This window comes from Nonomuraea sp. NPDC002799, assembly GCF_053592075.1.
Map to the genome: position 1 here is coordinate 42,687 of NZ_JBSFVA010000036.1, position 21,939 is coordinate 64,625.

A 21,939-nucleotide genomic window follows, 5' to 3' on the forward strand; every position below is an offset into this window, starting at 1 on the left:
CCTCGTTGTGACATCCGCGCAAACGGCACATTCGTCCCGTACGCCAAACCCCCGCCCTACCCTGCGCAAACGTGACTTCTTGATCACAGGCCGCAAAGGTCTCTGACAGGTAACAGCACGGTAACGGCGGTCAGGCCAACTTCCCGATGTCCCAAACCGGGTTCCACCTGCGCAGATCACCGCGCTATGTTCCTTGCCATCCCTTTACTGACGCATGGGACGCGTGTTGCGACCCACGACAGAGCAAGGAGCATTTCCCTTGAAGCGCATCCTCATCCCCGCCGGCGGAGCCATCCTGGCCACCGGTCTGCTGGCTGCCGGCCTCGCCGGCACCGCCTCCGCCGACAGCACTGTCGCCACCGACCAGATGGCGGCCAGCGCCGCCAACGCGAAGGCCATCGCGGACTTCTGGGCGGAGAACAACAGCGCTGCCCTGAAGGCGGCCAAGGAGTCGAACGTCTGGGACAAGGCTGACGTCGCCAAGCTGCAGAGCAAGGGTGGCGCCACCACGGACACCAAGCCCGGCGCCACCGCGCCGATCGGCGAAGAGAAGAAGACCGCCACCAAGGCGCAGAACGTCAACCTGCCGAAGACCATCGGCAAGGTGTTCTTCGTCAACAGCAAGGGCGAGAAGAAGTGGTGTTCCGCCACTTCGATCCAGTCGCAGTACCGCAACCTGGTCGCCACGGCCGGCCACTGCGTCTACGACACCGCCGGCAACACGGACGTCCTGTCCAAGTGGGTCTTCGTCCCCGGTTACTACCAGGGCAAGGCTCCTTGGGGCATCTACGTCGGCAAGACCGCCTACACCCACTACGACTTCGACGTGTACGAGGACTACGACCGCGACTACGCGTTCGTGACCGTGTACAACGGCGTGTCGCTCAGTGGCGGCACCTCCAAGCAGGTCTCCAAGGCCGACTTCGACAAGTACCAGGGCGTCAAGGACGCCAAGGACGTCGAGATCACCCGCGAGGAGTTCCGCAAGGGCAAGCTCGACCCCACCTCCACCGGGGCCTACTGGGTCAAGCGTGGCAGCAAGGCCGAGCCCACGGGCCCTGACTTCGAGGGCGCCGAGGTCGCGAAGGTCGAGACCACGAGCGACAAGTGGAAGGCCGCTCGGGCCGGCAAGGGCAACGGTTTCAAGTTCGGTGAGCCCATCACCGAGATCGTGACCACCGCCCAGGCCGACGCCTACAAGGCGAACGCCGCCAAGGACGCCGAGAAGTACCCCGCCGTGGTCGCCACTGACGCCCGGGGCAACTCGACGATCACGCACTACTACGTGCAGCAGTGGTACAAGCCTGGTTCTGACACCAAGTTCTACAAGACCGTCTTCTACATCATCGATGGCGCCGTCAAGGACGCGGGCCGTCTTGGTGACAACGTCGGCGGTCAGGGCTTCTCCTGGAACCAGCCCACCGGCAAGGCCATCCGCGTGTTCGGCTACCCGGCCGCTCCCCACCCCGACGGCAACAAGAACTACACCGGCGTGACTCCGAAGTGGTGCTACGGCAAGACCACCAAGAAGCTGGTCGGTTCGGCTGCCAAGAAGATCGAGGAGCACGTCGCGCTCAAGTGCGCGATGACCGAGGGCGCCGACGGTGGCCCGTGGCTGTACAACTACAGCAACAGCAAGCGTCTCGGCTACGTGAACGGTGTCACCAGCACCTTCAACGACCAGGACAGCAACGGCCGCGTGGACTACATCTCGTCGCCGTACTTCGACGGCGAGACCAACACCGTCTACAAGGCCGCCACGACCTCGTGGTCCGGCAAGATCGTCTAAGTAACGGATAGCGACCGGTCCTAGACCGTTTCGCACTACCGGTACTGCGAAGGGCTCGGCATCCGCCGGGCCCTTCTGCCGTTCCGGCTCGAATGTGAAGCCCTTTGGACGTACGGGACGCCCAGACGGTGCCATCAAGTCGATGTGATCTGCGTCACATTGCCCCGCCGGGCTGGATCAAGAGAGCGCCGCAGCCTCGCGGGCAACATTGACAACTTCCTTATGTTGATCAGGGCAAACACTCTCAAGGTCCGCGTTCATCGACTCCTGCGCATCAGCCGCCTAAACATCACAGAACGATCACGTCCGGCTTGTCGCATCTTTTCCTCTCAAAGCGGCTACCGGTTCTCAAGATCGACACTGTATGTTCCTGGCTATCCCTTTACTGACGAATGGGACGCAAGAGCGTTCCACGACAGCGCAAGGAGTTACCTTGAAGCGCATCCTCCTCCCCGCCGGTGGCGCCCTCCTGGCCACCGGTCTCCTGGCTGCCGGCCTCGCCGGCACCGCTCAGGCCGACGACACCGTCGCGTCTGACGCTCTGGTCAAGACTTCGGCGCAGGCCGCCGAGGTGCTGAACTTCTGGACCAAGTCCAACAACGCCGCCCTCCGTGGCGCCGTGGCGTTCAACCCGGACGCTCTCGAGGTCCAGAAGGTCTCCTCCGGTGGTGGCTACAGCGCGGACACCAAGCCGGGCTCGACCCTCCCCATCGGTGAGGAGAAGAAGGCCACCGTCAAGGTTCAGAACGTGAACCTGCCGAAGACCATCGGCAAGGTGTTCTTCGAAGGCCGTGACGGCAAGCTGTACTGGTGCTCCGGCACCTCCATCCAGTCGCAGTACCGCAACCTGGTCGCGACGGCTGGCCACTGCGTGTACGACATCGCCGGCAACGACGAGGTCGTTTCCCGCTGGGCGTTCGTCCCCGGTTACTACCAGGGCAAGGCTCCTTGGGGCATCTACGTGGGCAAGCAGGCCTTCACCCACTACGACTTCGACGTCTACGAGGACTTCGACCGCGACTACGCGTTCGTTACCGTCTACGACGGCATCGGCGGCGTGCTCAACAAGCCGAAGCAGGTCACCAAGGCGGAGTACAACGCCGCCACGGGCGAGAAGTTCGCCAAGGACGTTGAGGTCAGCCGGGACGAGTTCCGCAAGGGCCGCCTCGACCCGAAGACCTCCGAGTACTACTCGCGTGTCCCCGCCAAGAGCGACGAGGCCGCGGGCCCGGACTACCCCGGTGCCGAGGTCGTCAAGTCTGAGGTCACCGGCGAGGCTTACCGCATCGCGCGGACCGGCAAGGGTCAGGGCTTCAAGTTCGGCGAGCCCATCGTCGAGAACGTGACCTACAACGAGGCCGTTGCCTACCTGGTCAAGCAGGGCTGGAAGCCGGCCGAGGGTGAGAAGCCCGAGGTCAAGCCCATCCCCAACGCTGACGCCCCCGGGACCGTCAAGCTGGACAAGGTCGGCAACTCGACCATCACTCACTACTACGTTCAGACGTGGGTGAAGCCGGGTTCGGCCAAGAAGTACATCCGTACCGACTTCTTCGTCGTCGGCCACGAGGTCAAGAGCGTCGGTCGCCTCGGCGACAACGTTGGCGGCCAGGGCTTCTCGTGGAACCAGCCGACCGGCAAGTACGTCCGTACGTTCGGCTACCCCGCCGGCCCGCACCTGGACGGCAACAAGCCGTACACCGGTGTGACGCCGAAGTGGAGCTACGGCAAGACCGAGAAGAACGTTCTGCGCATCCCCTCGAAGAAGGTGGAAGAGCAGATCTCGCTGAAGGCTTCCGTGACCGCTGGCTACGATGGTGGCCCGTGGCTCGCGAACTACAGCAACAGCAAGCGTCTCGGCTACGTCAACGGTGTCACCAGCCTCATCGCTGACACCGATGGCAACAAGCGCTACGACAAGATCACGTCGCCGTACTTCGACGGCGAGACCAACACGATCTACAAGGCCGCTTCGGCCGCGTGGTCTGGCAAGCTCATCCCGTAGTTCGCTGCGGAAAGAGCGAAGACCTTGGTCATCGTTCAGTAGCACTACCAAAGGGCTCGGCATCTGCCGGGCCCTTTGGCCTTTCTGGGAAAAGTGGGAACCACCCTTACCAGAGTGACTGAAGGGTCGATAGGGTCCTTACATTCCTTTTTGACAACTGTGGAGCCTCCCGTGAAGCGCCTGCTCATCCCCCTCGCAGCCGTCGGCCTGAGCGCCGCCGTCTTCGCCTCCCCCGTCGCCGCCAAGCCGCACTGGGTGTCGGACGACCTGCTGCCCAAGCCTGCTGACGCCTACAGCGCCGCCCATTTCTGGCTTGGCGCCAACAGTGCGGCTCTGCGCAAGGCGACGCAGTACAACCTGGACGCCAAGGACGTGCCCAAGCTGGTGTCGTCCGGGAGCAAGACCGGTGTGACCGACGGCAAGCCCGGCTCCACCGCTCCGACCGGCACCACCAAGCAGCCCGCCAAGGTCGCGAACGTCAACCTGCCCAAGACCATCGGCAAGGTGTTCTTCCTCGACGGCAAGGGCGACTACCGCTGGTGCTCGGCCACCTCGATCCAGTCCAGGAACCGTAACCTGGTCGCCACCGCGGGCCACTGCGTCTACGAGAACGGCAAGGACGACGTTTTCGACAAGTGGGTGTTCGTCCCCGGCTACTACCAGGGCAAGGCCCCCTGGGGCGTCTACGCGGGCGCCTACGCCTTCACCACCTTCGACCTCGACACCTACGACGACTATGACGGCGACTTCGCCTTCGTCGCGGTGCACAACGGCTTCGGCCTGGCGGGCGAGAAGCAGGTGACGGCCAAGGAGTTCAAGGCGTGGGCCGGTGACAAGTGGGTCAAGCCCAAGGAGATCACCGCCGCCGAGTTCCTCAAGTGCCAGCTGAACCTCGGCGAGTGCTGGTCCGAGGGCGAGGACAAGCCCGCCGACCTGGTCGGCCCCGACTTCCCCGGCGCCGTGGTGGAGAAGGTGGAGGTCGGCTCGCTCGCGTACAAGGCGGCCAAGGTCGGCAAGGGCCAGGGCTACAAGTTCGGTGAGCCGGTCGTCGAGCAGGTCACCAAGACCGCGTACGACGCCTACAAGGGCCCCGGCCACAAGGACGACGCGGACAAGGCCGGCAACTACACCATCACCCACTACTACACGCAGAAGTGGGTCAAGCCCGGCACCACCCGCAAGTACTACGAGGGCCAGTTCATCATCGGCGTCGCCAAGGACACCGGCCGCCTCGGCGACACCGTCGGCGGCCAGGGCTTCTCCTGGAACCAGCCCCTCGGCCAGAGCGTGACGGCCTTCGGCTACCCGGCCGACCCGCACCCCGACGGCGACAAGCCCTACACGGGCGTGACGCCGAAGTTCTGCGCCGGCAAGACCGGGACCAAGAGCTACCAGGTCAACACCTTCAAGGTGGAGACGCACCAGGTGCTCAAGTGCTCGATGACCGGCGGCGCCGACGGCGGCCCCTGGCTCACGAAGTACAACAACAGCAAGCGCACCGGCTACGTCAACGGCGTGACCAGCCTGTTCCACGACAATGACGGCAACGGCCGGGTCGACTTCATCAGCGCGGCCATCTTCGACGGCGAGACCGCCGCCGTCTACGACAAGGCCAACTACGCGGTCACCAAGAAGATCGTCGGCCCTGCCGGCGAGCTGCTCGGCTAGGACACCGTGAAACGGCCCGGGTCATGCGGCCCGGGCCGTTTCCGTGTTCACACGGCGGTGAGTTCCCGCGTGCGCTCGCGCAGCACCATCACCGGGCGCTCGTTCTTGTACGGCTCCAGCCGCCTGCGCAGATCGGCGGCATAGGACCGGGACCGGGCCGACTGCAGCTCACTGGCCAGCATGAGGGCGCCGGCCGCGGCCGAGCACGCCTCTTCGAGCTCCCCGCACTGCAGCAGACCGGCGGCCAGCAGCGACAGGTTGAACATGCGCCCGCGGACGTAGCGCGAGTCCATGTCGAGCGAGCGCCGGGCCTTGCCGACGGCCTGCGCGCCGTCCCCGAGGTCCCGGAAGCAGTGGGCGAACTTGGCGGACAGATAGGCCTCGTCGAAGTAGCTGAGCCAGGTCGGCTCCTCGGCGGGCCTGCGGGTGTCGAAGGCGCGCTCCGCCTCGTTCAGGGCGGCCCCGCAGGAGCGGGCGTCGCCCAGGCCCGCCTGGGCGTGGGCCTCCAGGACGTGCGCGGAGGCCAGCAGGGTGTGGACGCCGGCGCGGCGGGCCGCCAGTTGCGCGGCCCTGGCCAGGTCGAGGGCGTGGGCCGGCTGGCCCATGTAGATGGCCTGGTGCGCCATGCCGGCCAGGATCTCGCCGCCCAGCGTGTGGTCGTCGGCGCCCCGCGCCAGGCGCAGGGCCTGGATCAGGTAGCGCTGGGCGAGGCCGTGCTGCTCCATGTCGTAGGCCATCCAGCCGGCCAGCCGGGTCAGCTCGGCGGCCGCCGCGGCGAGCTGCCGGCCGGTGGACTCGCCGTACAAGCCGTCCTTGAGCAGCGGGGAGACGGCGGAGTCGAGGTATTTGACGACGGACGAGCGCACCCGGCCGCTGCCGAAACGATTGTCGAGCTCACCGAAGGAGCGGGTGACCTCGTGGATGGCGGCGATGTCGGCGCGGCCCACCCGCCGCGTGCCCATGCCGCTCGGGCGTCCCTCAGGCGGGGACGTCAACCAGCGTATGGCTCCCACGGAGCCGGCTCCTATCGCGAACGTCGAGTCGATCAGGAACCTCCGTCTCTCCACGTCGGCCCGCCACAGCGCCGTCACGGTCGCGACCCCCTCCTGCCAGGTGTGCGTGAACTCCTGTCCGAGATCGAGGGGTGTGATGATCGCCGGCATGCCCAGGTCCCCGGCGGAGACCGGGCGGCCCAGCCTCAGCGCGAAGATCTCGGTGAGCAGGCACGGCACCGGGTCACGGGGCCGCTGGCCGGCGATCCAGCGCAACACTGAGCTGTGGTCGTACTTGAGGCCCGGCGTGCCACGTGCGGCTCCGAGATCGTTGAGGCGCCTGGCCAATCCCTTGTGGGAAAAACCCGCCTCCGCGATGAGCTGCTGCAGCAGTCGGTTAGGCTCGCGTTCCATCGCTCTCCTCGGCACAGGAGTCGGCGCCCACATCCTTACAGAGAGCTACTGTTATAGCACCTGGCGTAAAGGATTTATGGCAGTTCCCTAAGGTCACCGCTGCTCCATCCCGCACCCTCCGCCGGCCCTGCCGCTGGTCAGGCCGACGCCTTTCGCTCCTGGACGGGGAGTTCACCTACCCACGACAGAGCCAAGTAACCGGAAAGACCCGCCGACCTGGGGGTGCGGCGCCGGAAAAACCGGCGTGCGAGGGCCGGAAAAGGCCCCCGCACGCGGGAAGAGGTCAGATCCGGGCGACGCCGTCGGCCCTGGCCTGCGCGGCCACGGCGGCCGTCACGGCCGGCGCGACGCGCTCGTCGAACGGGCTCGGGATGACGTACGTCGCCGACACGGCGTCTCCGACGACGCCCGCCAGCGCGTGGGCGGCGGCCACCTTCATGTTCTCGGTGATGGCGGAGGCGCGCACGTCGAGAGCGCCGCGGAAGACCCCGGGGAAGGCCAGCACGTTGTTGATCTGGTTGGGGAAGTCGGAGCGCCCGGTGGCCACGACGCGCGCGTGCTTGGCGGCCACCTCGGGGTGCACCTCGGGCGTCGGGTTGGACAGGGCGAACACGATGGCCTCGGGCGCCATGGACGCGATGGCCTGCTCGGACACCGTCGAGCCGGAGAGCCCGATGAAGACGTCGGCGCCCGCCAGGGCCTCCTCCGTGGAGCCGGTGTGGCCGGCCCGGTTGGTGTCGCGGGCGAGCGCCTGCTTGATCGGGTTGAGGCCCTCGCGGCCCTCGTACATCATGCCCTTGGAGTCGGAGACGGCGATGTCGCCGATGCCGGCCTCCAGCAGGATGCGGGTGACGGCGACGCCGGACGCGCCCGCGCCCGCCACGACGACCCGCAGGTCGCCCAGCGGGCGGCCGGTCAGGCGGGCGGCGTTCTTGAGCGCGGCGAGGACCACGATCGCGGTGCCGTGCTGGTCGTCGTGGAAGACGGGGATGTCCAGCAGGTCGCGCAGCCGGTCTTCGACCTCGAAGCAGCGGGGGGCGCTGATGTCCTCCAGGTTGATGCCGCCGAACGAGGGGGCGAGGCGCAGGACGGTCTCGACCAGCGCGTCCACGTCGGTGCAGTCGAGGCAGATGGGGACGGCGTCGACGCCCGCGAACTCCTTGAACAGCAGCGCCTTGCCCTCCATGACGGGCATGGCGGCCGAGGGGCCGATGTCGCCCAGCCCGAGCACCGCGGTGCCGTCGGAGACGACCGCGACCACCCTGGAGACCCAGGTGTAGTCCTGGACCAGCGACGGGTTGTCGGCGATGGCGGTGCAGACCCGGGCCACCCCCGGTGTGTAGGCGAGGGCGAGATCGTCCGCGTCGCGGACGGGAACGGTCGAGCGGACCTCGAGCTTGCCACCGCGGTGCAGCGCGAAGGCGGGATCCAGGTCGAGATCGACGGAAGCAGAAGCGGGCGTGGCAGCCACAGCGACCCCTGTAGTCATCATCGGAAGCGGAAGAACCATCAGCGGACGAGCGCGAGCGGGCTGGCTTCGGTAGCTGCCAGGATCCCCTCGTCGGCCATCTCGGAGGGGGGTTACGGGGGTCACCCGTGACCCCATAGTGCCACATGCTGAGATGGTCTTCGGTATCGGAGCCGAAGCCGTTCCGTTGACGCATCGTTAAACGCGCGGTGACGGACCGCAGCTAAACCCCATTTAAACTGCACAAAAAGCAAGTTTCGTGGCATATCACTTCGAGGAGGCCGTCCATGGCCCTCAGCCTTAAGGGTCGCCGTGGCTACACCGCCGGTGCGCTCGCCCTGACCGCCGCTCTCACGCTGACCGCGTGCGGCAGCGACTCAGGCTCCGGCACCGGCTCCAGCACCACCAGTGCCGGCGCTTCGGCGGCGGCCGGCGCGCAGCTGGTGCAGCCCGGCAAGCTCACGGTCTGCACGAACATCCCCTATGAGCCGTTCCAGTTCAAGGACGACACGGGCAACATCGTCGGGTTCGACGTCGACATCGTCGACCTGGCCGCGAAGAAGCTGGGCGTGACCCAGAACATCGTGGACATCGACTTCGCGGTGATCAAGAGTGGCGCCGCCATGGCCGCGAAGAAGTGCGACGTGGCCGCCGCCGGCATGACGATCACCCCCGAGCGCCAGCAGAACATCGACTTCTCCGAGCCCTACTTCGACGCCACGCAGGCTCTGCTGGCCAAGAAGGGCACCGGAGCCAAGTCGCTGGAGGACGTCAAGGCCAAGGGCCTCAAGCTGGGTGCCCAGGCCAGCACCACGGGCCTCGACTACGTCAAGAAGAACGGCTTCGACCCGACCGAGTACGCCGACTCGTCCAAGGAACTGCTGGCCCTGCAGGCCGGCCAGGCCGACGTGGTCGTCCAGGACCTGCCCGTCGTCCTCACCTGGCTCAAGAAGCCGGAGGTCGCCGAGAAGTTCGAGCTGCTGGCCAGCCTGGACACCGGCGAGCAGTACGGCATCGGGCTGAAGAAGGGCGCCGACCCGGTCCTGCTCAAGACGATCAACGAGGAGATCGCCAAGGCCAAGTCGGACGGCACCTACGAGAAGATCTACGTGAAGTGGTTCGGCAAGAAGCCCGGCGAGCTGGGCTGATCCATGGCCGACCAGCCGAAGACGGCTGAGCCTGCACGCGCCAGGCTCAGCCCCCGGAAGAAGCAGCGGATCACCCGGAGCGTCCAGTACGTCGTCCTGGCGGCCCTGCTCGTCACCGTCGCCCTGTACGCGGACTGGGCGAGCCTCGCCCAGAACTTCGCCAAGCCGGACGTGGCGGCCCACGCGCTGCCCGACCTGTTCACCATCGCCCTGCGGAACACGATCGTCTACACGGTCGGCGGATTCGTCTGCGCGTTCGTGCTGGGCCTGGTGCTGGCCCTCATGCGGCTGTCCCAGGTGCGGCCGTACCGGTGGATCGCGACCATCTACATCGAGGTCTTCCGCGGCCTGCCGGCGCTGCTCATCTTCCTGATGATCACCTTCCTGCCGCTGGCGCTGCCCGGGTTCGAGGTGCCCTTCGGCACCTACGGCCAGGGCATCCTCGGGCTCGGCCTGGTCGGCGCGGCCTATCAGGCGGAGGTGTTCCGGGCCGGCCTGCAGGCGGTGCCCAAGGGGCAGACGGAGGCGGCCAGGTCACTGGGCATGTCCGCCACCCGCGCCCAGGTCACCGTGGTGATCCCGCAGGCCATCCGCATGGTCATCCCGCCGACCACCAACCAGTTCGTGTCCCTGCTCAAGGACTCCTCGCTGGTGTTGTTCCTCGGTGTCTCAGGCGAGTACGTCGAGCTGGCCAAGTTCGGCAACGACCTGGCCTCCCAGTACGCCAACGCCACGCCCATCATGGTCGCCGGCGTGACGTACCTGATCGTCACGATCCCGCTGGGATACCTCGCGTCCCGGCTGGAAGGACGCAAGGGGAGGAACCGATGACGCACGCCATCGAGCTCAGAGACCTGCACAAGCACTTCGGCAAGAACGAGGTGCTCAAGGGCATCGACATGACGGTCGACCCGGGCCAGGTGGTCTGCGTCATCGGCCCGTCGGGCTCCGGCAAGTCCACGTTGCTGCGCTGCGTGAACCTGCTGGAGGAGCCCACCAAGGGCAAGGTGTTCGTGCAGGGGTCGGAGGTCACCGACCCCGACGTGGACATCGACGCCGTCCGGCGCCGCATCGGCATGGTCTTCCAGCAGTTCAACCTGTTCCCGCACATGACCGCGCTGCAGAACGTGATGATCGCCCAGCAGCGGGTGCTGAAGCGGAGCAGGAAGGAAGCCGAGATCGTGGCCAGGGAGAACCTGGCCAAGGTGGGCGTCGGCGACAAGTGCGACGCCCTGCCGGGGCAGCTCTCCGGCGGGCAGCAGCAGCGCGTCGCGATCGCCAGGGCCCTGGCGATGAACCCGGACCTCATGCTGTTCGACGAGCCCACCTCGGCGCTGGACCCCGAGCTGGTCGGCGACGTGCTGACCGTCATGCGCAAGCTGGCCGAGGAGGGGATGACCATGCTGGTGGTCACCCACGAGATGGGCTTCGCGCGGGAGGTGGCCGACCGCGTGGTGTTCATGGACGGCGGCGTGGTCGTCGAGGACGGCGTGCCGGCGCAGGTGATCGGCGATCCTCAGCACGAGCGCACCCAGGCGTTCCTGCGCCGGGTGCTGCACCCCGGGGAGTGACCGCGGAGCGGCCCGGCGGGACGTCCCGCCGGGCCGTCTTTGATGTAATACTCACTCATGGACCTGACCTCTTACGCAGAGTGGGCGGTCCGGCTGGTCAACGATCCGGACCCGCCGCCCGAGCTCAGCCCGCTGCGCGCGGAGCTGGCCGCCGTGTTCGACGCGGCCGGTGACGAGGAGGCCGCGGTGCGGCGGCTCAACGCCCTGCTCGTGCGCCATCCCGTACGCCCCCAGCTCTCCGATCACGACGGCCAGCACTGGCATCTTCACCTGGCCGACGACACCGGCGCCGCCGGCGCCGTGATGGGCCTGGCCGCGGTCGTCGCCGAGCTGGGCGCGGACCGGCTCGGGCGCTGCCAGGAGGCCCACTGCGCGCGGGCCTTCCTCGACACCTCCTCCAACCGCTCCCGCCGCTACTGCTCCCCCCGCTGCGCCACCCGCGCCAACGTGGCCGCCTACCGCGCCCGCCGCAGAACCGGCCCCTGACGGCCCTGACAGCGAGGCCCGGCGCTCAACGCCGGCGCAGCAGCGGCCAGTAACGCAGCACGACCCGGCCGACGATGTCGGTGACCGGGCCGAAGTCCCAGCTGTCGCGCCGCCCGCTGGCCCGCTGGTTGTCGCTCTCCAGCCACCAGCCGTCCGCCCCGTGCCACTGCGCCCGTTTCACGATGAGCCGGCCCGGATCCTCGGGAAGCCTGGCCACGACGAGGTCGCCCGGGTGCACGCTGGCCCCCCGGCGCACGAGGAGCCAGTCCCCCGGCACCAGCGCGGGACGCATCGAATCGCCCTCGACACGCACTCTCATGGGCTGTGACCCCCTACTCCGCAGGCGTTCGGACCCGAGTAAGGTCGGTTGTGGACCAAGCTGATTCAGCATCAAGGAAGGACCTTCTGATGCTCGCACGACTGCTACGACCCAAGCATGTCGCTTCCGCACACTGTGACCTGCCCTGCGGGGTCTACGACCCCGCTCAGGCCCGCATCGAGGCGGAGTCCGTCAAGGCGATCATGGAAAAGTACGAGACCAGCGACGACCCGGTGTTCCGCACCCGTGCGCTGATCATCAAGGAGCAGCGCGCCGAGTTGGTCAAGCACCACCTGTGGGTGCTCTGGACCGACTACTTCAAGCCGCCGCACCTGGAGCAGTACCCGCAGCTCCACCAGCTCTTCTGGGAGGCCACGAAGCTCGCGGGCGCCGCGGCCGCCAAGGGCACCGTCGACGGCGGCAAGGCCGACCAGCTGCTGGCCAAGATCGACGAAATCTCCAAGATCTTCTGGGAGACCAAGGCCGCCTAAAACGGCACTTAAGGCTCTGTGCGGTCTCAGACCGTGCAGAGCCTTTTCCGTTAGTGGCGCGTCTGTATCGTCCAACCACCGCTCAGGGGCGGTAAGTTGCAGTTGGCGTCGGATACGGTGGGCCGTGTCGGGCGGCCCGCCGCACGTAACGGTCCCGTACGTACGCAAGGAGGAACGTGACCGAGGAAACCGAGACGCGCGCGGACGGCGTGGCGGGCATCCGTGACGTGGTGAGCATCAGGCTCCCCGCCGCGAGTGCCTACCTGTCCGTGCTGCGTACGGCCACCGCCGGACTGGCGGCGCGGCTGGACTTCACGCTGGACGAGATCGAGGATCTGCGGATCGCGGTCGACGAGGCGTGCGCCATGCTGCTGAGCGAGGCGGTGCCGGGCACCGACCTGACCGCCGAGTTCGAGCTGACCGGGCAGGAGATGCAGGTCAGAGTCGAGGTCGCGACCGTCGGCAGCTCGGCCCCCAAGCGTGACGACTTCGCCTGGATGGTGCTCACCGCGTTGGCCGACGACGTCGACGCGGTGACCGACTCCTCCGATCGCATGGCGATCGTCCTGCGTAAGCGCCGAGGCGCAGCGAGGCCGGCGTGACGGAAAGGACTGGAGCCATGGCCACCAGCGAACACGCGGTGCCCGACAGGGTGCGCGCTCGCATGCTCTTCGCGGAGCTGGCCGAGCTGGGCCCAGAGGAGCCACGCCGCCAGCGCATCAGGGATGAGCTGGTCGAGCTTCACCTTCCCCTGGTCGAATACCTGGCCCGCCGCTTCCGCAACAGGGGCGAGTGGCTCGACGACCTCACGCAGGTCGCCACCATCGGTCTGATCAAGTCGATCGACCGCTTCGACCTCAACCGCGGCGTGGAGTTCTCCACCTACGCCACGCCCACCATCGTCGGCGAGATCAAGCGTCACTTCCGCGACAAGGGCTGGGCGGTGCGCGTGCCGCGCCGCCTGCAGGAGCTGAAGCTCTCGCTGACCAAGGCGATCAGCGACCTGTCGCAGCGCGAGGGCCGGGCGCCGACCGTGGCCGAGCTCGCCACCTACCTCAAGATGACCGAGGAGGAGGTGCTCGAGGGCCTGGAGTCGGCCAACGCCTACTCCACCGTGTCGCTCGACGCGCCCGACTCCGGCGACGACGACGCCCCCGCGGTGTCCGACTCGCTCGGCATCGTGGACGAGTCGCTCGAAGGGGTCGAATACCGCGAGTCGCTCAAGCCACTGCTGGAGCGGCTCCCGCCGCGCGAGAAGCGCATCCTGCTGCTGCGCTTCTTCGGCAACATGACGCAGTCGCAGATCGCGACCGAGCTGGGCATCTCGCAGATGCACGTCTCGCGCCTGCTCGCCCGCACTCTCGCGCAGTTGCGCGAGGGCCTGACCGCCGACGACTAACCGCGGCGTCAGCCGTCTCCGTAGAGGGCGTGGGTGGTGGGAGGCGCCAGCAGCGTCACGAACCCGGCGAGAGCGACCACGATCAGCGGGATCCCGAGCTGGGGCTGGTCCGACTGGATCAGCGTGACCGCGATGGGCACCATGAAGATCTGGGTCAGCACGCCCGGCGACCTCCCCCACCGCTCCAGCTTGAACAGCCCGCCCCAGGCCACCCAGAGCAGGCCGGCGCCGATCAGCACGCCGAAGGCCGCCTCGGCCACGGCGGTCGTCATGTCGTCCGGCGTTCCCGTCAGCGTCGCCACCGCCACGAACACGCCGAGCCCGAGGGCGATCAGACCCTCCAGGGCGACGACTGCGGCGGCGGCGAGGAGGGTAAGCGGGCGTCGATTCACGCCCGTACCCTACCTCTCACGACGTGCGACGTGGGAAAACAGGACGATCAACGCCAAGCCGGGCGGCGAACACGAGTTACGCTGGCGTCATGCGCGCGATGTTGCTGGTGAACCCCAAGGCGACCACCACGAACGCCCGTACACGTGACGTGCTGATCGGCGCACTCGGCGCGGCCGTGGAGCTGACGGTGGAGGAGACCCGCTACCGGGGGCACGCCGCCTCACTGGCGGCGACCGCCCGCGCCAAGGGGTACGACGTGGTGGCGGTGCTCGGCGGCGACGGAACGATCAACGAGACCGTCAACGGCCTGCTGAACCCGGTCAACGGCCACGAGATCCCGCCCGGCGACGAGGTCCCGCCCGGCCAGGAGATCCGGCCCGGCCATGAGGTCCCGCCCGGCGACGATCCGAGCGCCGGCCGGCCCGCGCTCATCGTGATCCCCGGCGGCAGCGCCAACGTCTTCGCCCGCGCCCTGGGCTTGCCGAACGATCCGGTGGAGTCCACCGGCGCGGTGCTGGAGGCGCTGCGGGAGGGCCGCCGCAGGACCGTCGGTCTGGGGCAGGCCCTGTGGGACGGCCAAAGCCGCTATTTCACGTTCTGCTCGGGGATGGGATACGACGCCGAGGTTGTACGGGCCGTAGAGGGCCTGAGAGGCACCGGCCGCAAAGCTACCCCCACACGGTATGTGAACACGGCCCTGCGGCACTATCTGGCCACGGACAAGCGGCGTCCGGCGATGACGCTGACCGGCCCGGGGATCCCCGCCGCCAGGGGCATCTTCATGGCGATCATCTCCAACACCTCGCCGTGGACGTACGTGGGCAGCCACCCGGTGCGGCCGACCCCGTGGGCCAGCTTCGAGACCGGCCTCGACGTGCTCGGCCTGCGCCGCATGGGGCCCTTCTCCCTCGCCTCCGTGATCCAGCACATCCTCACGGAGAGTGACGCCCTTCCGTCCGGCCGGCACCTCGTCCAGCTCCATGACGAACTGGAGTTCACGATCACCGCGGACCGCCCGGTGGCCTTCCAGCTGGACGGTGACTACCTGGGCGAACGCGAAACCGTAACATTCCGGTCTACCCCGAACGCGTTACAAGTTCTGGTCTAGCTGGTTACATTCGGTCATTGTGTGACGCATCCGACATCCATAACCACCAAAACTTCGCGTCAACCCTCTTGCGTGCACTCAGCGTGCCTGAAAGGCTCACCATGACGTCGGAACGTAGGACCTTTAACCACCCCAAGGCCCTCCGGCGATCAGCGGACAGGCCCCGGTTTCGCACGATCCGGGTACTCGTTCGCGCGAGCTAGTGAAACTCTTCACAAAGTAGTACCGCACTGGAGCATGACCAAAGGCTCCATCTACTAAGGAGTGGACGCATGGACTGGCGCCACGTAGCTGCCTGCCGTGACGTGGATCCTGAGCTGTTCTTCCCGATCGGCAACACCGGCCCCGCCCTGTCACAGATCGAGGAGGCCAAGCAGGTCTGTCGTTCCTGCACGGCCGTCGACGCCTGTTTGAAGTGGGCGCTGGAGTCCGGTCAGGACGCCGGTGTCTGGGGCGGTCTGAGCGAGGACGAGCGTCGCGCGCTCAAGCGTCGCAGCGCCCGCGCCCGTGCCCGCGCCACCGCCTGACGCGTCCCCCTCTCAAGCCGCGGGCAGCGGGATCGACAGCGCCACCTCGGTGCCGCCCTCCGGGCGCGGCTCGATGGTGAGCTTGCCGGACAGCTCCCCGACCACCAGCGTACGGACGATCTGCAGCCCGAGGCTGGTGGAGCTTTCGAGGTCGAAGCCCTCGGGCAGGCCCAGGCCGTCGTCCCAGACGGTGACGTTCAGCCGGTCGAGCTCTGGCTCGACGACCACCTCCAGCCGCTTGGGCCGGCCATGTTGCAGCGCGTTCTGCAGCAGCTCGGTCAGCGCCATGGCCAGTGGCGTGGCGATGAGCGAGGGCAGCACGCCGAACCCTCCGACCTTCCGGGGCGTCACGGCCACCTCCGGCGAGGACACCTCGCCGGCCATCGCGATCACCCGGTTGGCGATCTCGTCGAAGTCGACGAACTCCTCCGGCGCGTGGGACAACGTCTCGTGCACGATCGCGATCGATCCGACGCGGCGTACCGCCTCCTCCAGAGCCTCCCTGCCCTCGGGCACCTGAAGCCGCCGTGCCTGCAACCTGAGCAGGGCGGCGACGGTCTGCAGGTTGTTCTTCACCCGGTGGTGGATCTCGCGGATGGTGGCGTCCTTGGTCATCAGCTCACGCTCGCGCCGCCGCAGCTCGGTCACGTCCCTGATGAGCACCAGCGCGCCGATGCGACCGCCGCCGACGATCAGCGGGATCGCTCTGAGCTGCACGATCGTGCCGCCGGACTCGACCTCGGTCTCCTTCGCCGCGCGCCCGCTGGCCACGATCATGAGGTCTTCGTTGATCGGCTCGCCGGAATAGCACAACGTGGCGGTGACCCGGCCCAGCTCCGCGCCGACCAGGTCGGCGTGCAGGCCCAGCCGCCGGTAGGCGGACAAGGCGTTCGGCGAGGCGTACGTCACCCGCCCGGCCCGGTCGAGCCTGAGCAGCCCGTCGCCGACGCGCGGCGAGCGGACCAGGATCGGCTCCTCCCCCGAGAACGGGAAACGCCCCTCGGCCACCATCTGCGCCAGGTCGGACGCGCTCTGCAGGTAGGTCAGCTCCAGGCGGGAGGGAGTCCGCGCCGAGGAGAGGTTGGTGGAGCGCTGGATCACGCCGAGAAAGCGTCCTTCGCCGCTCTCGACGGCCCGCCGGACCGGGATCGTCTCCTCCCGCACCGGAACCCCCGTGGACCAGTCGGGATCGCCCTCGCGGCAGATGCGCCGCTCGTTCCACGCGGTGTCGATGAGCTGCCGCTCGCCTTTGGCGGCCACCGAGCCGACGATGTCGTCGTGGTAGACGGTGGGGCCCGTCGTGGGACGCATCTGAGCGATGGCGATCCAGCCGTTCTCTCCCAGCAGCGGCGCCCACAGGATCAGGTCGGCGAAGGACAGGTCGGCCAGCAGCTGCCAGTCGGAGACCAGCGAGTGCAACCAGTCGAGGTCCGCCTCGTCGAGTGCTGTGTGGCGGGCTACGAGGTCGCTGAGAGTCGGCACGAGTGCATCATGCGTGGTTTTCCCCGCAACAACCAAACCGACCCCCTGACCACATGCGCACGAGATCAGCGGGCCGGACTCCGCGCACGGGCGGGCCGCACGCCCGCTCGTTCGCACAGTGAAGACAGATACGGCATCCTCCCCCCAACTGGTCGTATCGCGTTATCTCATATTGTGAGAACCATCACACTGCCGAACCCGCCGGACCGGAACGAGGCCGTGCGGGACGAGCCGGAGGTGATCCACACGGGTGGCTGGCTGCTTCGCGACACGGCCGGCGAACCGGTCTCGGTTACGATCGTGCGCTCTGCTGTGGATATCCTTCACAATCAACCTGAGCTGCATCAACCGGAGCCGCGCCACCTTGAGCTGCCCGGATCCGCGCGGGCCAGAAGCCGGACGCGCCCGACGCCGCTCGGCCGTTCCGGTTCGTGGTTGACCACTCGGGCCGATGTGAGTTCCGATGATCTCGCGGTGATCAGACACGCCCTCACCGCCGTGGCAGAAGTGAAGGTGAGAGCGTGACGGACGACGGCCCCCGTGTCCCGAAGTACTACGACGTCAAACGGAGCCTGCTCGAGCTCACCAAGAGCCTGCCGGCCGGTACGGCGCTGCCGCCCGAGCGCACGCTGGCCGTCCGGTTCGAGACCTCGCGCACCACGGTCAGGCAGGCGCTGACGGAGCTGGTGGTGGAGGGCCGGCTGCTGCGCATCCAGGGCAAGGGCACCTTCGTGGCCCAGCCCAAGGTGGCGCAGGTGCTGCAGCTCACCTCGTACATCGGCGACCTGCGCACGGCGGGGCTGGAGCCGGACACCAAGATACTGGAGATCGGTTACGTCACCGCCGACGAGGCGCTGGCCCGCCGCCTGGCCATCAACCCCGGCGGGCGCGTGCTGCGCATCCACCGGCTCAGGCTGGCCAACGGCGAGCCGGTCTCGATCGACACCACGCACCTGTCGGCGCGCCGCTTCCCCAGGTTGCGGCGGGAGCTGGAGGTGCACGCGTCCCTGTACGAGACGCTGCACAACGCCTACAACGTGCGGCTCACGGACGCCGAGGAGATCATCGAGACCGTCCTGGCCACCCCCTACGACGCCAAGGCCCTGGGCGTCGACGTCGGTCTCCCGATGCTCCTGCTCACCCGGCACGCCTTCGACGCCGACGGCAACCCCGTCGAGTGGGCGCAGTCGCTCTACCGCGGTGACCGGTACAAGTTCGTCACCCGGTTGCGCCGCCCATAACCGCCCCCGGCCGGCTTCTAGGCTGACGTGCATGAGCGTCCTCATCGTCACCGGCACCGGCTCCGGGGTGGGCAAGACCGTCGTGACCGCGGCCCTGGCGGTGCTGGCCAGGGAGCGCGGGTCCACCGTCGCCGTCGTCAAGCCCGCCCAGACCGGGCTGGCGGCCGGCGAGCCGGGTGACGTCGATCAGGTGATCCGGCTGGCGGGGGTGCCCACCACCTTCGAGTCCGGCCGCTTCGCCGCCGCGTTGTCCCCCGCCGCCGCCGCCCGCGCCGCCGGGGCGCCGCCCGTGTCGCTGGCCTCCGTCGCGGTCCTGGTGCGGGAGCTGGCCACGAGCCATCGGCTGGTGCTGGTCGAGGGGACCGGCGGGCTGCTGACACGCTTCGACGAGGAGGGGGCCACCATCGCCGATCTGGGCCGGTCGCTGGGCGCGCAGGTGCTCGTCGTGACCGGAGCCGGCGGCGACGCGGTCAACGCGAGCGCGCTCACGCTGGAGGCCCTCGCCCATCGCGGCCTGGACCTGGCCGGGCTCGTCATCGGGCGGTGGCCGGCGGAGCCCGGGGCGGCCGAGCGGAGCGACGTGGGCGACCTGGAGATGCTGGCCGCCCGGCCGCTCGCCGGGGCGCTGCCCGACGGGGCGGGGCGCCACGCCGGGCCGGCCTTCGCCGAGGTGGCGCGCAGCGGGCTGGGCGCCACGCTGGGCGGCTCGTTCGACCCGGCGGTGTTCCGGCAGCGGACGCTCTGATCACCAGGCTCTGCGGCCGCGCAGGAGGCCGCCGGGGGGGTGGGGCTAGCTCTACCCTCTATGAGCACACCAGGCCCATTCCGCAGCCACGGTCCGGCTTAATACCTTTAGGCCATGAAAGTCCCCCGTCCGTGGTCGGCGCGGGCCTGGCTCGACACGGCGCACGTGATGATCGGTCTGCCGGTCGGCGCGCTGCTCGGCGGGCTGACGCTCGTGTCCGTCGCGGTCCCGCCGTTGTTGCGGACGGGCATGCCGTGGTTCAACCGGGTGCAGCGGTCCAGGTTCGAGGCGTTCGCCGGCGTGCGCATCCCGGTCGCCGAATCCCCCGGCAGACTGCGCAGCCCGGCCACCTTGCGGCAGATCGGCTACCACGTGTTGTCGCCGTTCGTGAGTGCGGTGGCGGCGTTCCTGGTGGCGGCGGCGTGGGGCGGGGCGGTGGTGGGGCTGCTGGCGTTCCTGCCGCCGCAGTTGCAGCGGCCGCCGCTGGAGTTCGTCTTCGATCTCAGGGACCAGCGGGTGTTGTCCGTCTTCATGGCGGCCGGGCTCGTGCTGCTGCTGCTCGCGCCGCTGCTGGCCCGCGCCATGGCGGCGCTCGACCTGTCGATCGCGCGTACGCTGCTCGGGCCCAGCCGCTCCGAGCTGGGGCAGCGCATCGAGACGCTGACCGAGAGCCGGGCGGGCGTGATCGACGCGGCCGACGCCGAGCGCCGCAGGATCGAGCGCGACCTGCACGACGGCGCGCAGCAGCGGCTGGTCTCGCTCGCCATGAACCTGGGCCTGGCCAGGGCCACCCTGACCGACCTGCCCGAGCCGGCCCGCGAGGCCATCGTGCGCGCCCACGAGGAGGCCAAGCAGGCGCTCAAGGAGCTGCGTGACTTCGTCCGGGGGCTGCATCCGGCCGTCCTGAACGACCAGGGCCTGGACGCGGCGCTGTCCGGCGTCGCCGCCCGCGCCCCCTTCCCCGTCCGGCTCCGCGTCGACATCGAGCGGCGCACCACTCCGACCATCGAGGCGGTGGCCTTCTTCATCGTGTCCGAAGCACTGACCAACATCGCCAAGCACGCCGCGGCCACCAGGGCCGAGGTGAGCGTGCGGCGCGAGCACGACCGCCTGCACGTGCTCGTGTACGACGACGGCTGCGGCGGCGCCCGGCCGGACGGCGGGACCGGGCTGCGCGGCCTGGCCCAGCGGGTCGACGCGGTGGACGGCACGCTGAGACTCTCCAGCCCCCTGGGCGGCCCGACGACGATCGAGGTGGACCTGCCGTGCGAGTAGTGCTGGCCGAGGACTCCGTCCTGCTGCGCGAGGGCCTGATCCGGCTGCTCGGCGCCTCCGGCCTGGAGGTCGTGGCGGCTGTGGACGAGGCTGAGGGGCTCCTGCGGGCGGCCGAGCTGCACCGGCCCGATCTGGTCATCACCGACGTCCGGATGCCGCCCACGCACACCGACGAGGGCCTGCGGGCCGCGCTCGTGCTGCGCCGCCAGCAGCCCGGCCTGGCCGTGCTGGTGCTCTCGCAGTACGTCGAGGAGCGCTACGCCGCCCAGCTCCTCGCCTCCGCCGCGACGGGCGGTGTCGGCTACCTGCTCAAGGACCGGGTGGCGGACGTGACCGAGTTCGTGGACGCGCTGCGCAGAGTGGCCGCCGGCGGCACCGCCCTCGACCCGGAGGTGGTCGCCCAGCTCCTGCTGCGCGGCAACAGCGATCCCCTCGGACGCCTGACGCCCAGGGAGCACGAGGTGCTCGGCCTGATGGCCGAGGGCCGCTCCAACGCCGGCATCGGCCAGGCCCTGGTGCTCAGCGAAGGAGCGGTGGGCAAGCACATCGGCAACATCTTCGCCAAGCTCGACCTGTCACTCGCCGAGGGCGACCACCGGCGTGTGCTGGCCGTGCTCCAGTTCCTCAAGATCAGGAGCCTGTCATGAGAGCGGCCTGGCTGACCGCGGGCGCGCTGGTCACCGTGTTCGCGCTGGTGTTGTCCACGGCGCTGATCTGGCAGGGGATCGGCCGGGCCAGGACGCCGGAGGAGGTCTCCGAGAGGTCCATCCCGTTCACGCGGGACCGGCTCGCCGTCCGGGCCGACAAGGGCCAGGTGAACGTGGTCGTCATCCGCGGCAAGGCGGGCGAGCTGCTCCTCCAGCGGACGCTGAGCTGGTCGCGGGACCGGCCCACCGTCTCCGAGGATTGGGACGCCGGCACCGGCACCCTGCGGCTGGAGGCGGTCTGCCCCGGCTACGACCAGCCGGACGGCCCCCTCTGCCAGGCCGACTATCTGCTCCTCGTGCCGTCGGAGACCAGTGTCGAGGCCGGCACGACCGGCGGCGACCTGGCCGTCAGCGACGTCTTCGGCGACGTGCGCCTGACCTCCGTCTCCGGCAACATCCTGGCCCGCGACATCACCGGCGACGTCTGGGCGCGCAGCGGCTCGGGCGACGTCTTCACCGAGGAGCTCGGGGGCGACGCGGCCGACGTGGAGGTCGGCTCCGGCAACGTGCACGTGACGTTCGTCAGCCCGCCGACGAGCGTCAGGGCGGTCGTGCGGACCACGGGCGACGTCACCGTGATCCTGCCGCCCCATGCCTACGACCTGACGACGGAGGCCGCCAACGCCACCATCGACGTCGACAAGGACCCTGCCTCCCCCAGGAAGGTGACCGCGAAGGCCCCGGGTGGTTCCGTGACCGTGTGTTGTTAGCCGG

23 protein-coding genes are annotated in these 21,939 nt (G+C 68.7%); 18 read left to right on the plus strand and 5 right to left on the minus strand.

The window, feature by feature from the left end; genetic code table 11:
- Positions 1–259: 259 nt before the first annotated feature.
- The 3 genes from ACWD0F_RS41650 to ACWD0F_RS41660 all read left to right on the plus strand — a co-directional run bounded on the left by ACWD0F_RS41650 (position 260) and on the right by ACWD0F_RS41660 (position 5,459).
- Positions 260–1,789, plus strand: a complete 1,530-nt coding sequence (locus ACWD0F_RS41650) for a trypsin-like serine peptidase (RefSeq protein WP_449886938.1) — start codon at positions 260–262, stop codon at positions 1,787–1,789.
- Positions 1,790–2,222: 433 nt separating this feature from the next.
- Entirely contained in the window at positions 2,223–3,791 is a 1,569-nt protein-coding gene (locus ACWD0F_RS41655; protein WP_449886941.1) for a trypsin-like serine peptidase, read from the plus strand.
- Between the two features lie 171 nt (positions 3,792–3,962).
- Positions 3,963–5,459 carry a hypothetical protein gene (locus ACWD0F_RS41660; protein ID WP_449886944.1) on the plus strand — a complete coding sequence of 499 codons (1,497 nt, stop codon included), beginning with the start codon at positions 3,963–3,965 and terminating at the stop codon, positions 5,457–5,459.
- A gap of 47 nt (positions 5,460–5,506) precedes the next feature.
- On the opposite strand, the gene ACWD0F_RS41665 is transcribed toward ACWD0F_RS41660, so the two are convergent.
- Together ACWD0F_RS41665 and ACWD0F_RS41670 are read right to left on the minus strand one after the other, a co-directional pair.
- On the minus strand, positions 5,507–6,865 hold the full coding sequence (locus ACWD0F_RS41665; protein ID WP_449886946.1) for a hypothetical protein: 1,359 nt from the start codon (positions 6,863–6,865) through the stop codon (positions 5,507–5,509).
- Positions 6,866–7,148: 283 nt separating this feature from the next.
- Entirely contained in the window at positions 7,149–8,354 is a 1,206-nt protein-coding gene (locus ACWD0F_RS41670; protein WP_449886948.1) for an NAD(P)-dependent malic enzyme, read from the minus strand.
- A gap of 266 nt (positions 8,355–8,620) precedes the next feature.
- Between ACWD0F_RS41670 and ACWD0F_RS41675 the strand changes: the two genes are divergently transcribed.
- The 4 genes from ACWD0F_RS41675 to ACWD0F_RS41690 are packed head-to-tail and all read left to right on the plus strand — an operon-like array spanning position 8,621 to position 11,538.
- Positions 8,621–9,481: an ABC transporter substrate-binding protein gene (locus ACWD0F_RS41675; RefSeq protein WP_449886951.1), complete on the plus strand. Its 861-nt coding sequence runs from the start codon at positions 8,621–8,623 to the stop codon at positions 9,479–9,481.
- A 3-nt stretch (positions 9,482–9,484) separates the two neighbouring features.
- Entirely contained in the window at positions 9,485–10,312 is an 828-nt protein-coding gene (locus ACWD0F_RS41680; protein ID WP_449886954.1) for an amino acid ABC transporter permease, read from the plus strand.
- The gene (locus tag ACWD0F_RS41685) at positions 10,309–11,052 is read left to right on the plus strand and encodes an amino acid ABC transporter ATP-binding protein (RefSeq protein ID WP_449886956.1); all 744 of its coding nucleotides are present in this window, start codon (positions 10,309–10,311) and stop codon (positions 11,050–11,052) included. Before ACWD0F_RS41680 ends, ACWD0F_RS41685 begins: the two co-directional genes overlap by 4 nt.
- Positions 11,053–11,109: 57 nt before the next feature.
- The gene (locus ACWD0F_RS41690; RefSeq protein WP_449886959.1) at positions 11,110–11,538 is read left to right on the plus strand and encodes a CGNR zinc finger domain-containing protein; all 429 of its coding nucleotides are present in this window, start codon (positions 11,110–11,112) and stop codon (positions 11,536–11,538) included.
- Positions 11,539–11,563: 25 nt separating this feature from the next.
- Here ACWD0F_RS41690 and ACWD0F_RS41695 read toward each other — a convergent pair whose 3' ends face one another.
- Positions 11,564–11,929, minus strand: a complete 366-nt coding sequence (locus ACWD0F_RS41695; RefSeq protein WP_449886962.1) for a S24 family peptidase — start codon at positions 11,927–11,929, stop codon at positions 11,564–11,566.
- A 17-nt stretch (positions 11,930–11,946) separates the two neighbouring features.
- Here ACWD0F_RS41695 and sodN point away from each other — a divergent pair, with 17 nt between their 5' ends.
- The 3 genes from sodN (at position 11,947) to ACWD0F_RS41710 (ending at position 13,747) form a co-directional block, all read left to right on the plus strand.
- The gene (gene sodN / locus ACWD0F_RS41700) at positions 11,947–12,348 is read left to right on the plus strand and encodes a superoxide dismutase, Ni (protein WP_449886964.1); all 402 of its coding nucleotides are present in this window, start codon (positions 11,947–11,949) and stop codon (positions 12,346–12,348) included.
- 176 nt (positions 12,349–12,524) lie between these two features.
- Positions 12,525–12,950: an anti-sigma factor gene (locus ACWD0F_RS41705; protein WP_449886966.1), complete on the plus strand. Its 426-nt coding sequence runs from the start codon at positions 12,525–12,527 to the stop codon at positions 12,948–12,950.
- Positions 12,951–12,967: 17 nt separating this feature from the next.
- Entirely contained in the window at positions 12,968–13,747 is a 780-nt protein-coding gene (locus ACWD0F_RS41710) for an RNA polymerase sigma factor SigF (protein WP_186404427.1), read from the plus strand.
- Between the two features lie 8 nt (positions 13,748–13,755).
- Here the strand turns inward: ACWD0F_RS41710 and ACWD0F_RS41715 are convergent, their stop codons facing one another.
- A complete protein-coding gene (locus ACWD0F_RS41715; protein ID WP_449886969.1) occupies positions 13,756–14,139 on the minus strand; it encodes a hypothetical protein in 384 nt (127 codons plus the stop codon).
- 89 nt (positions 14,140–14,228) lie between these two features.
- Here ACWD0F_RS41715 and ACWD0F_RS41720 point away from each other — a divergent pair, with 89 nt between their 5' ends.
- Both ACWD0F_RS41720 and ACWD0F_RS41725 read left to right on the plus strand, forming a co-directional pair.
- Positions 14,229–15,248: a diacylglycerol/lipid kinase family protein gene (locus tag ACWD0F_RS41720; RefSeq protein WP_449886972.1), complete on the plus strand. Its 1,020-nt coding sequence runs from the start codon at positions 14,229–14,231 to the stop codon at positions 15,246–15,248.
- 272 nt (positions 15,249–15,520) lie between these two features.
- A complete protein-coding gene (locus ACWD0F_RS41725) occupies positions 15,521–15,775 on the plus strand; it encodes a WhiB family transcriptional regulator (protein ID WP_449886975.1) in 255 nt (84 codons plus the stop codon).
- Positions 15,776–15,787: 12 nt separating this feature from the next.
- Here the strand turns inward: ACWD0F_RS41725 and ACWD0F_RS41730 are convergent, their stop codons facing one another.
- Positions 15,788–17,257, minus strand: a complete 1,470-nt coding sequence (locus tag ACWD0F_RS41730; RefSeq protein WP_449886978.1) for a histidine kinase N-terminal domain-containing protein — start codon at positions 17,255–17,257, stop codon at positions 15,788–15,790.
- Between the two features lie 174 nt (positions 17,258–17,431).
- On the opposite strand from ACWD0F_RS41730, the gene ACWD0F_RS41735 reads away from it, so the two are divergent.
- The 6 genes from ACWD0F_RS41735 to ACWD0F_RS41760 all read left to right on the plus strand — a co-directional run bounded on the left by ACWD0F_RS41735 (position 17,432) and on the right by ACWD0F_RS41760 (position 21,935).
- Positions 17,432–17,782 carry a hypothetical protein gene (locus ACWD0F_RS41735; RefSeq protein WP_449886981.1) on the plus strand — a complete coding sequence of 117 codons (351 nt, stop codon included), beginning with the start codon at positions 17,432–17,434 and terminating at the stop codon, positions 17,780–17,782.
- Complete coding sequence (locus ACWD0F_RS41740) at positions 17,779–18,498, plus strand: GntR family transcriptional regulator (RefSeq protein WP_449886984.1); 720 nt, start codon at positions 17,779–17,781, stop codon at positions 18,496–18,498. The genes ACWD0F_RS41735 and ACWD0F_RS41740 overlap by 4 nt, the downstream gene beginning before the upstream one ends.
- 31 nt (positions 18,499–18,529) lie before the next feature.
- Positions 18,530–19,243: a dethiobiotin synthase gene (bioD, locus tag ACWD0F_RS41745; RefSeq protein ID WP_449886987.1), complete on the plus strand. Its 714-nt coding sequence runs from the start codon at positions 18,530–18,532 to the stop codon at positions 19,241–19,243.
- 114 nt (positions 19,244–19,357) lie between these two features.
- Complete coding sequence (locus ACWD0F_RS41750) at positions 19,358–20,518, plus strand: sensor histidine kinase (protein WP_449886990.1); 1,161 nt, start codon at positions 19,358–19,360, stop codon at positions 20,516–20,518.
- Positions 20,509–21,165, plus strand: coding sequence for a response regulator transcription factor (locus ACWD0F_RS41755; RefSeq protein ID WP_449886993.1), 657 nt, complete (start codon positions 20,509–20,511; stop codon positions 21,163–21,165). Before ACWD0F_RS41750 ends, ACWD0F_RS41755 begins: the two co-directional genes overlap by 10 nt.
- A complete protein-coding gene (locus ACWD0F_RS41760; RefSeq protein WP_449886995.1) occupies positions 21,162–21,935 on the plus strand; it encodes a hypothetical protein in 774 nt (257 codons plus the stop codon). The genes ACWD0F_RS41755 and ACWD0F_RS41760 overlap by 4 nt, the downstream gene beginning before the upstream one ends.
- The last annotated feature ends 4 nt before the right edge of the window (positions 21,936–21,939 follow it).

Coding starts and splice junctions, on each gene's coding strand:
- ACWD0F_RS41665 (WP_449886946.1), bottom strand. CDS start 6,865: ATGGAACGCGAGCCTAACCGACTGCTGCAGCAGCTCATCGCGGAGGCG.
- ACWD0F_RS41670 (WP_449886948.1), bottom strand. CDS start 8,354: ATGACTACAGGGGTCGCTGTGGCTGCCACGCCCGCTTCTGCTTCCGTC.
- ACWD0F_RS41675 (WP_449886951.1), top strand. CDS start 8,621: ATGGCCCTCAGCCTTAAGGGTCGCCGTGGCTACACCGCCGGTGCGCTC.
- ACWD0F_RS41680 (WP_449886954.1), top strand. CDS start 9,485: ATGGCCGACCAGCCGAAGACGGCTGAGCCTGCACGCGCCAGGCTCAGC.
- ACWD0F_RS41685 (WP_449886956.1), top strand. CDS start 10,309: ATGACGCACGCCATCGAGCTCAGAGACCTGCACAAGCACTTCGGCAAG.
- ACWD0F_RS41690 (WP_449886959.1), top strand. CDS start 11,110: ATGGACCTGACCTCTTACGCAGAGTGGGCGGTCCGGCTGGTCAACGAT.
- ACWD0F_RS41695 (WP_449886962.1), bottom strand. CDS start 11,929: ATGCTGAATCAGCTTGGTCCACAACCGACCTTACTCGGGTCCGAACGC.
- sodN (WP_449886964.1), top strand. CDS start 11,947: ATGCTCGCACGACTGCTACGACCCAAGCATGTCGCTTCCGCACACTGT.
- ACWD0F_RS41710 (WP_186404427.1), top strand. CDS start 12,968: ATGGCCACCAGCGAACACGCGGTGCCCGACAGGGTGCGCGCTCGCATG.
- ACWD0F_RS41720 (WP_449886972.1), top strand. CDS start 14,229: ATGCGCGCGATGTTGCTGGTGAACCCCAAGGCGACCACCACGAACGCC.
- ACWD0F_RS41725 (WP_449886975.1), top strand. CDS start 15,521: ATGGACTGGCGCCACGTAGCTGCCTGCCGTGACGTGGATCCTGAGCTG.
- bioD (WP_449886987.1), top strand. CDS start 18,530: ATGAGCGTCCTCATCGTCACCGGCACCGGCTCCGGGGTGGGCAAGACC.
- ACWD0F_RS41750 (WP_449886990.1), top strand. CDS start 19,358: ATGAAAGTCCCCCGTCCGTGGTCGGCGCGGGCCTGGCTCGACACGGCG.
- ACWD0F_RS41760 (WP_449886995.1), top strand. CDS start 21,162: ATGAGAGCGGCCTGGCTGACCGCGGGCGCGCTGGTCACCGTGTTCGCG.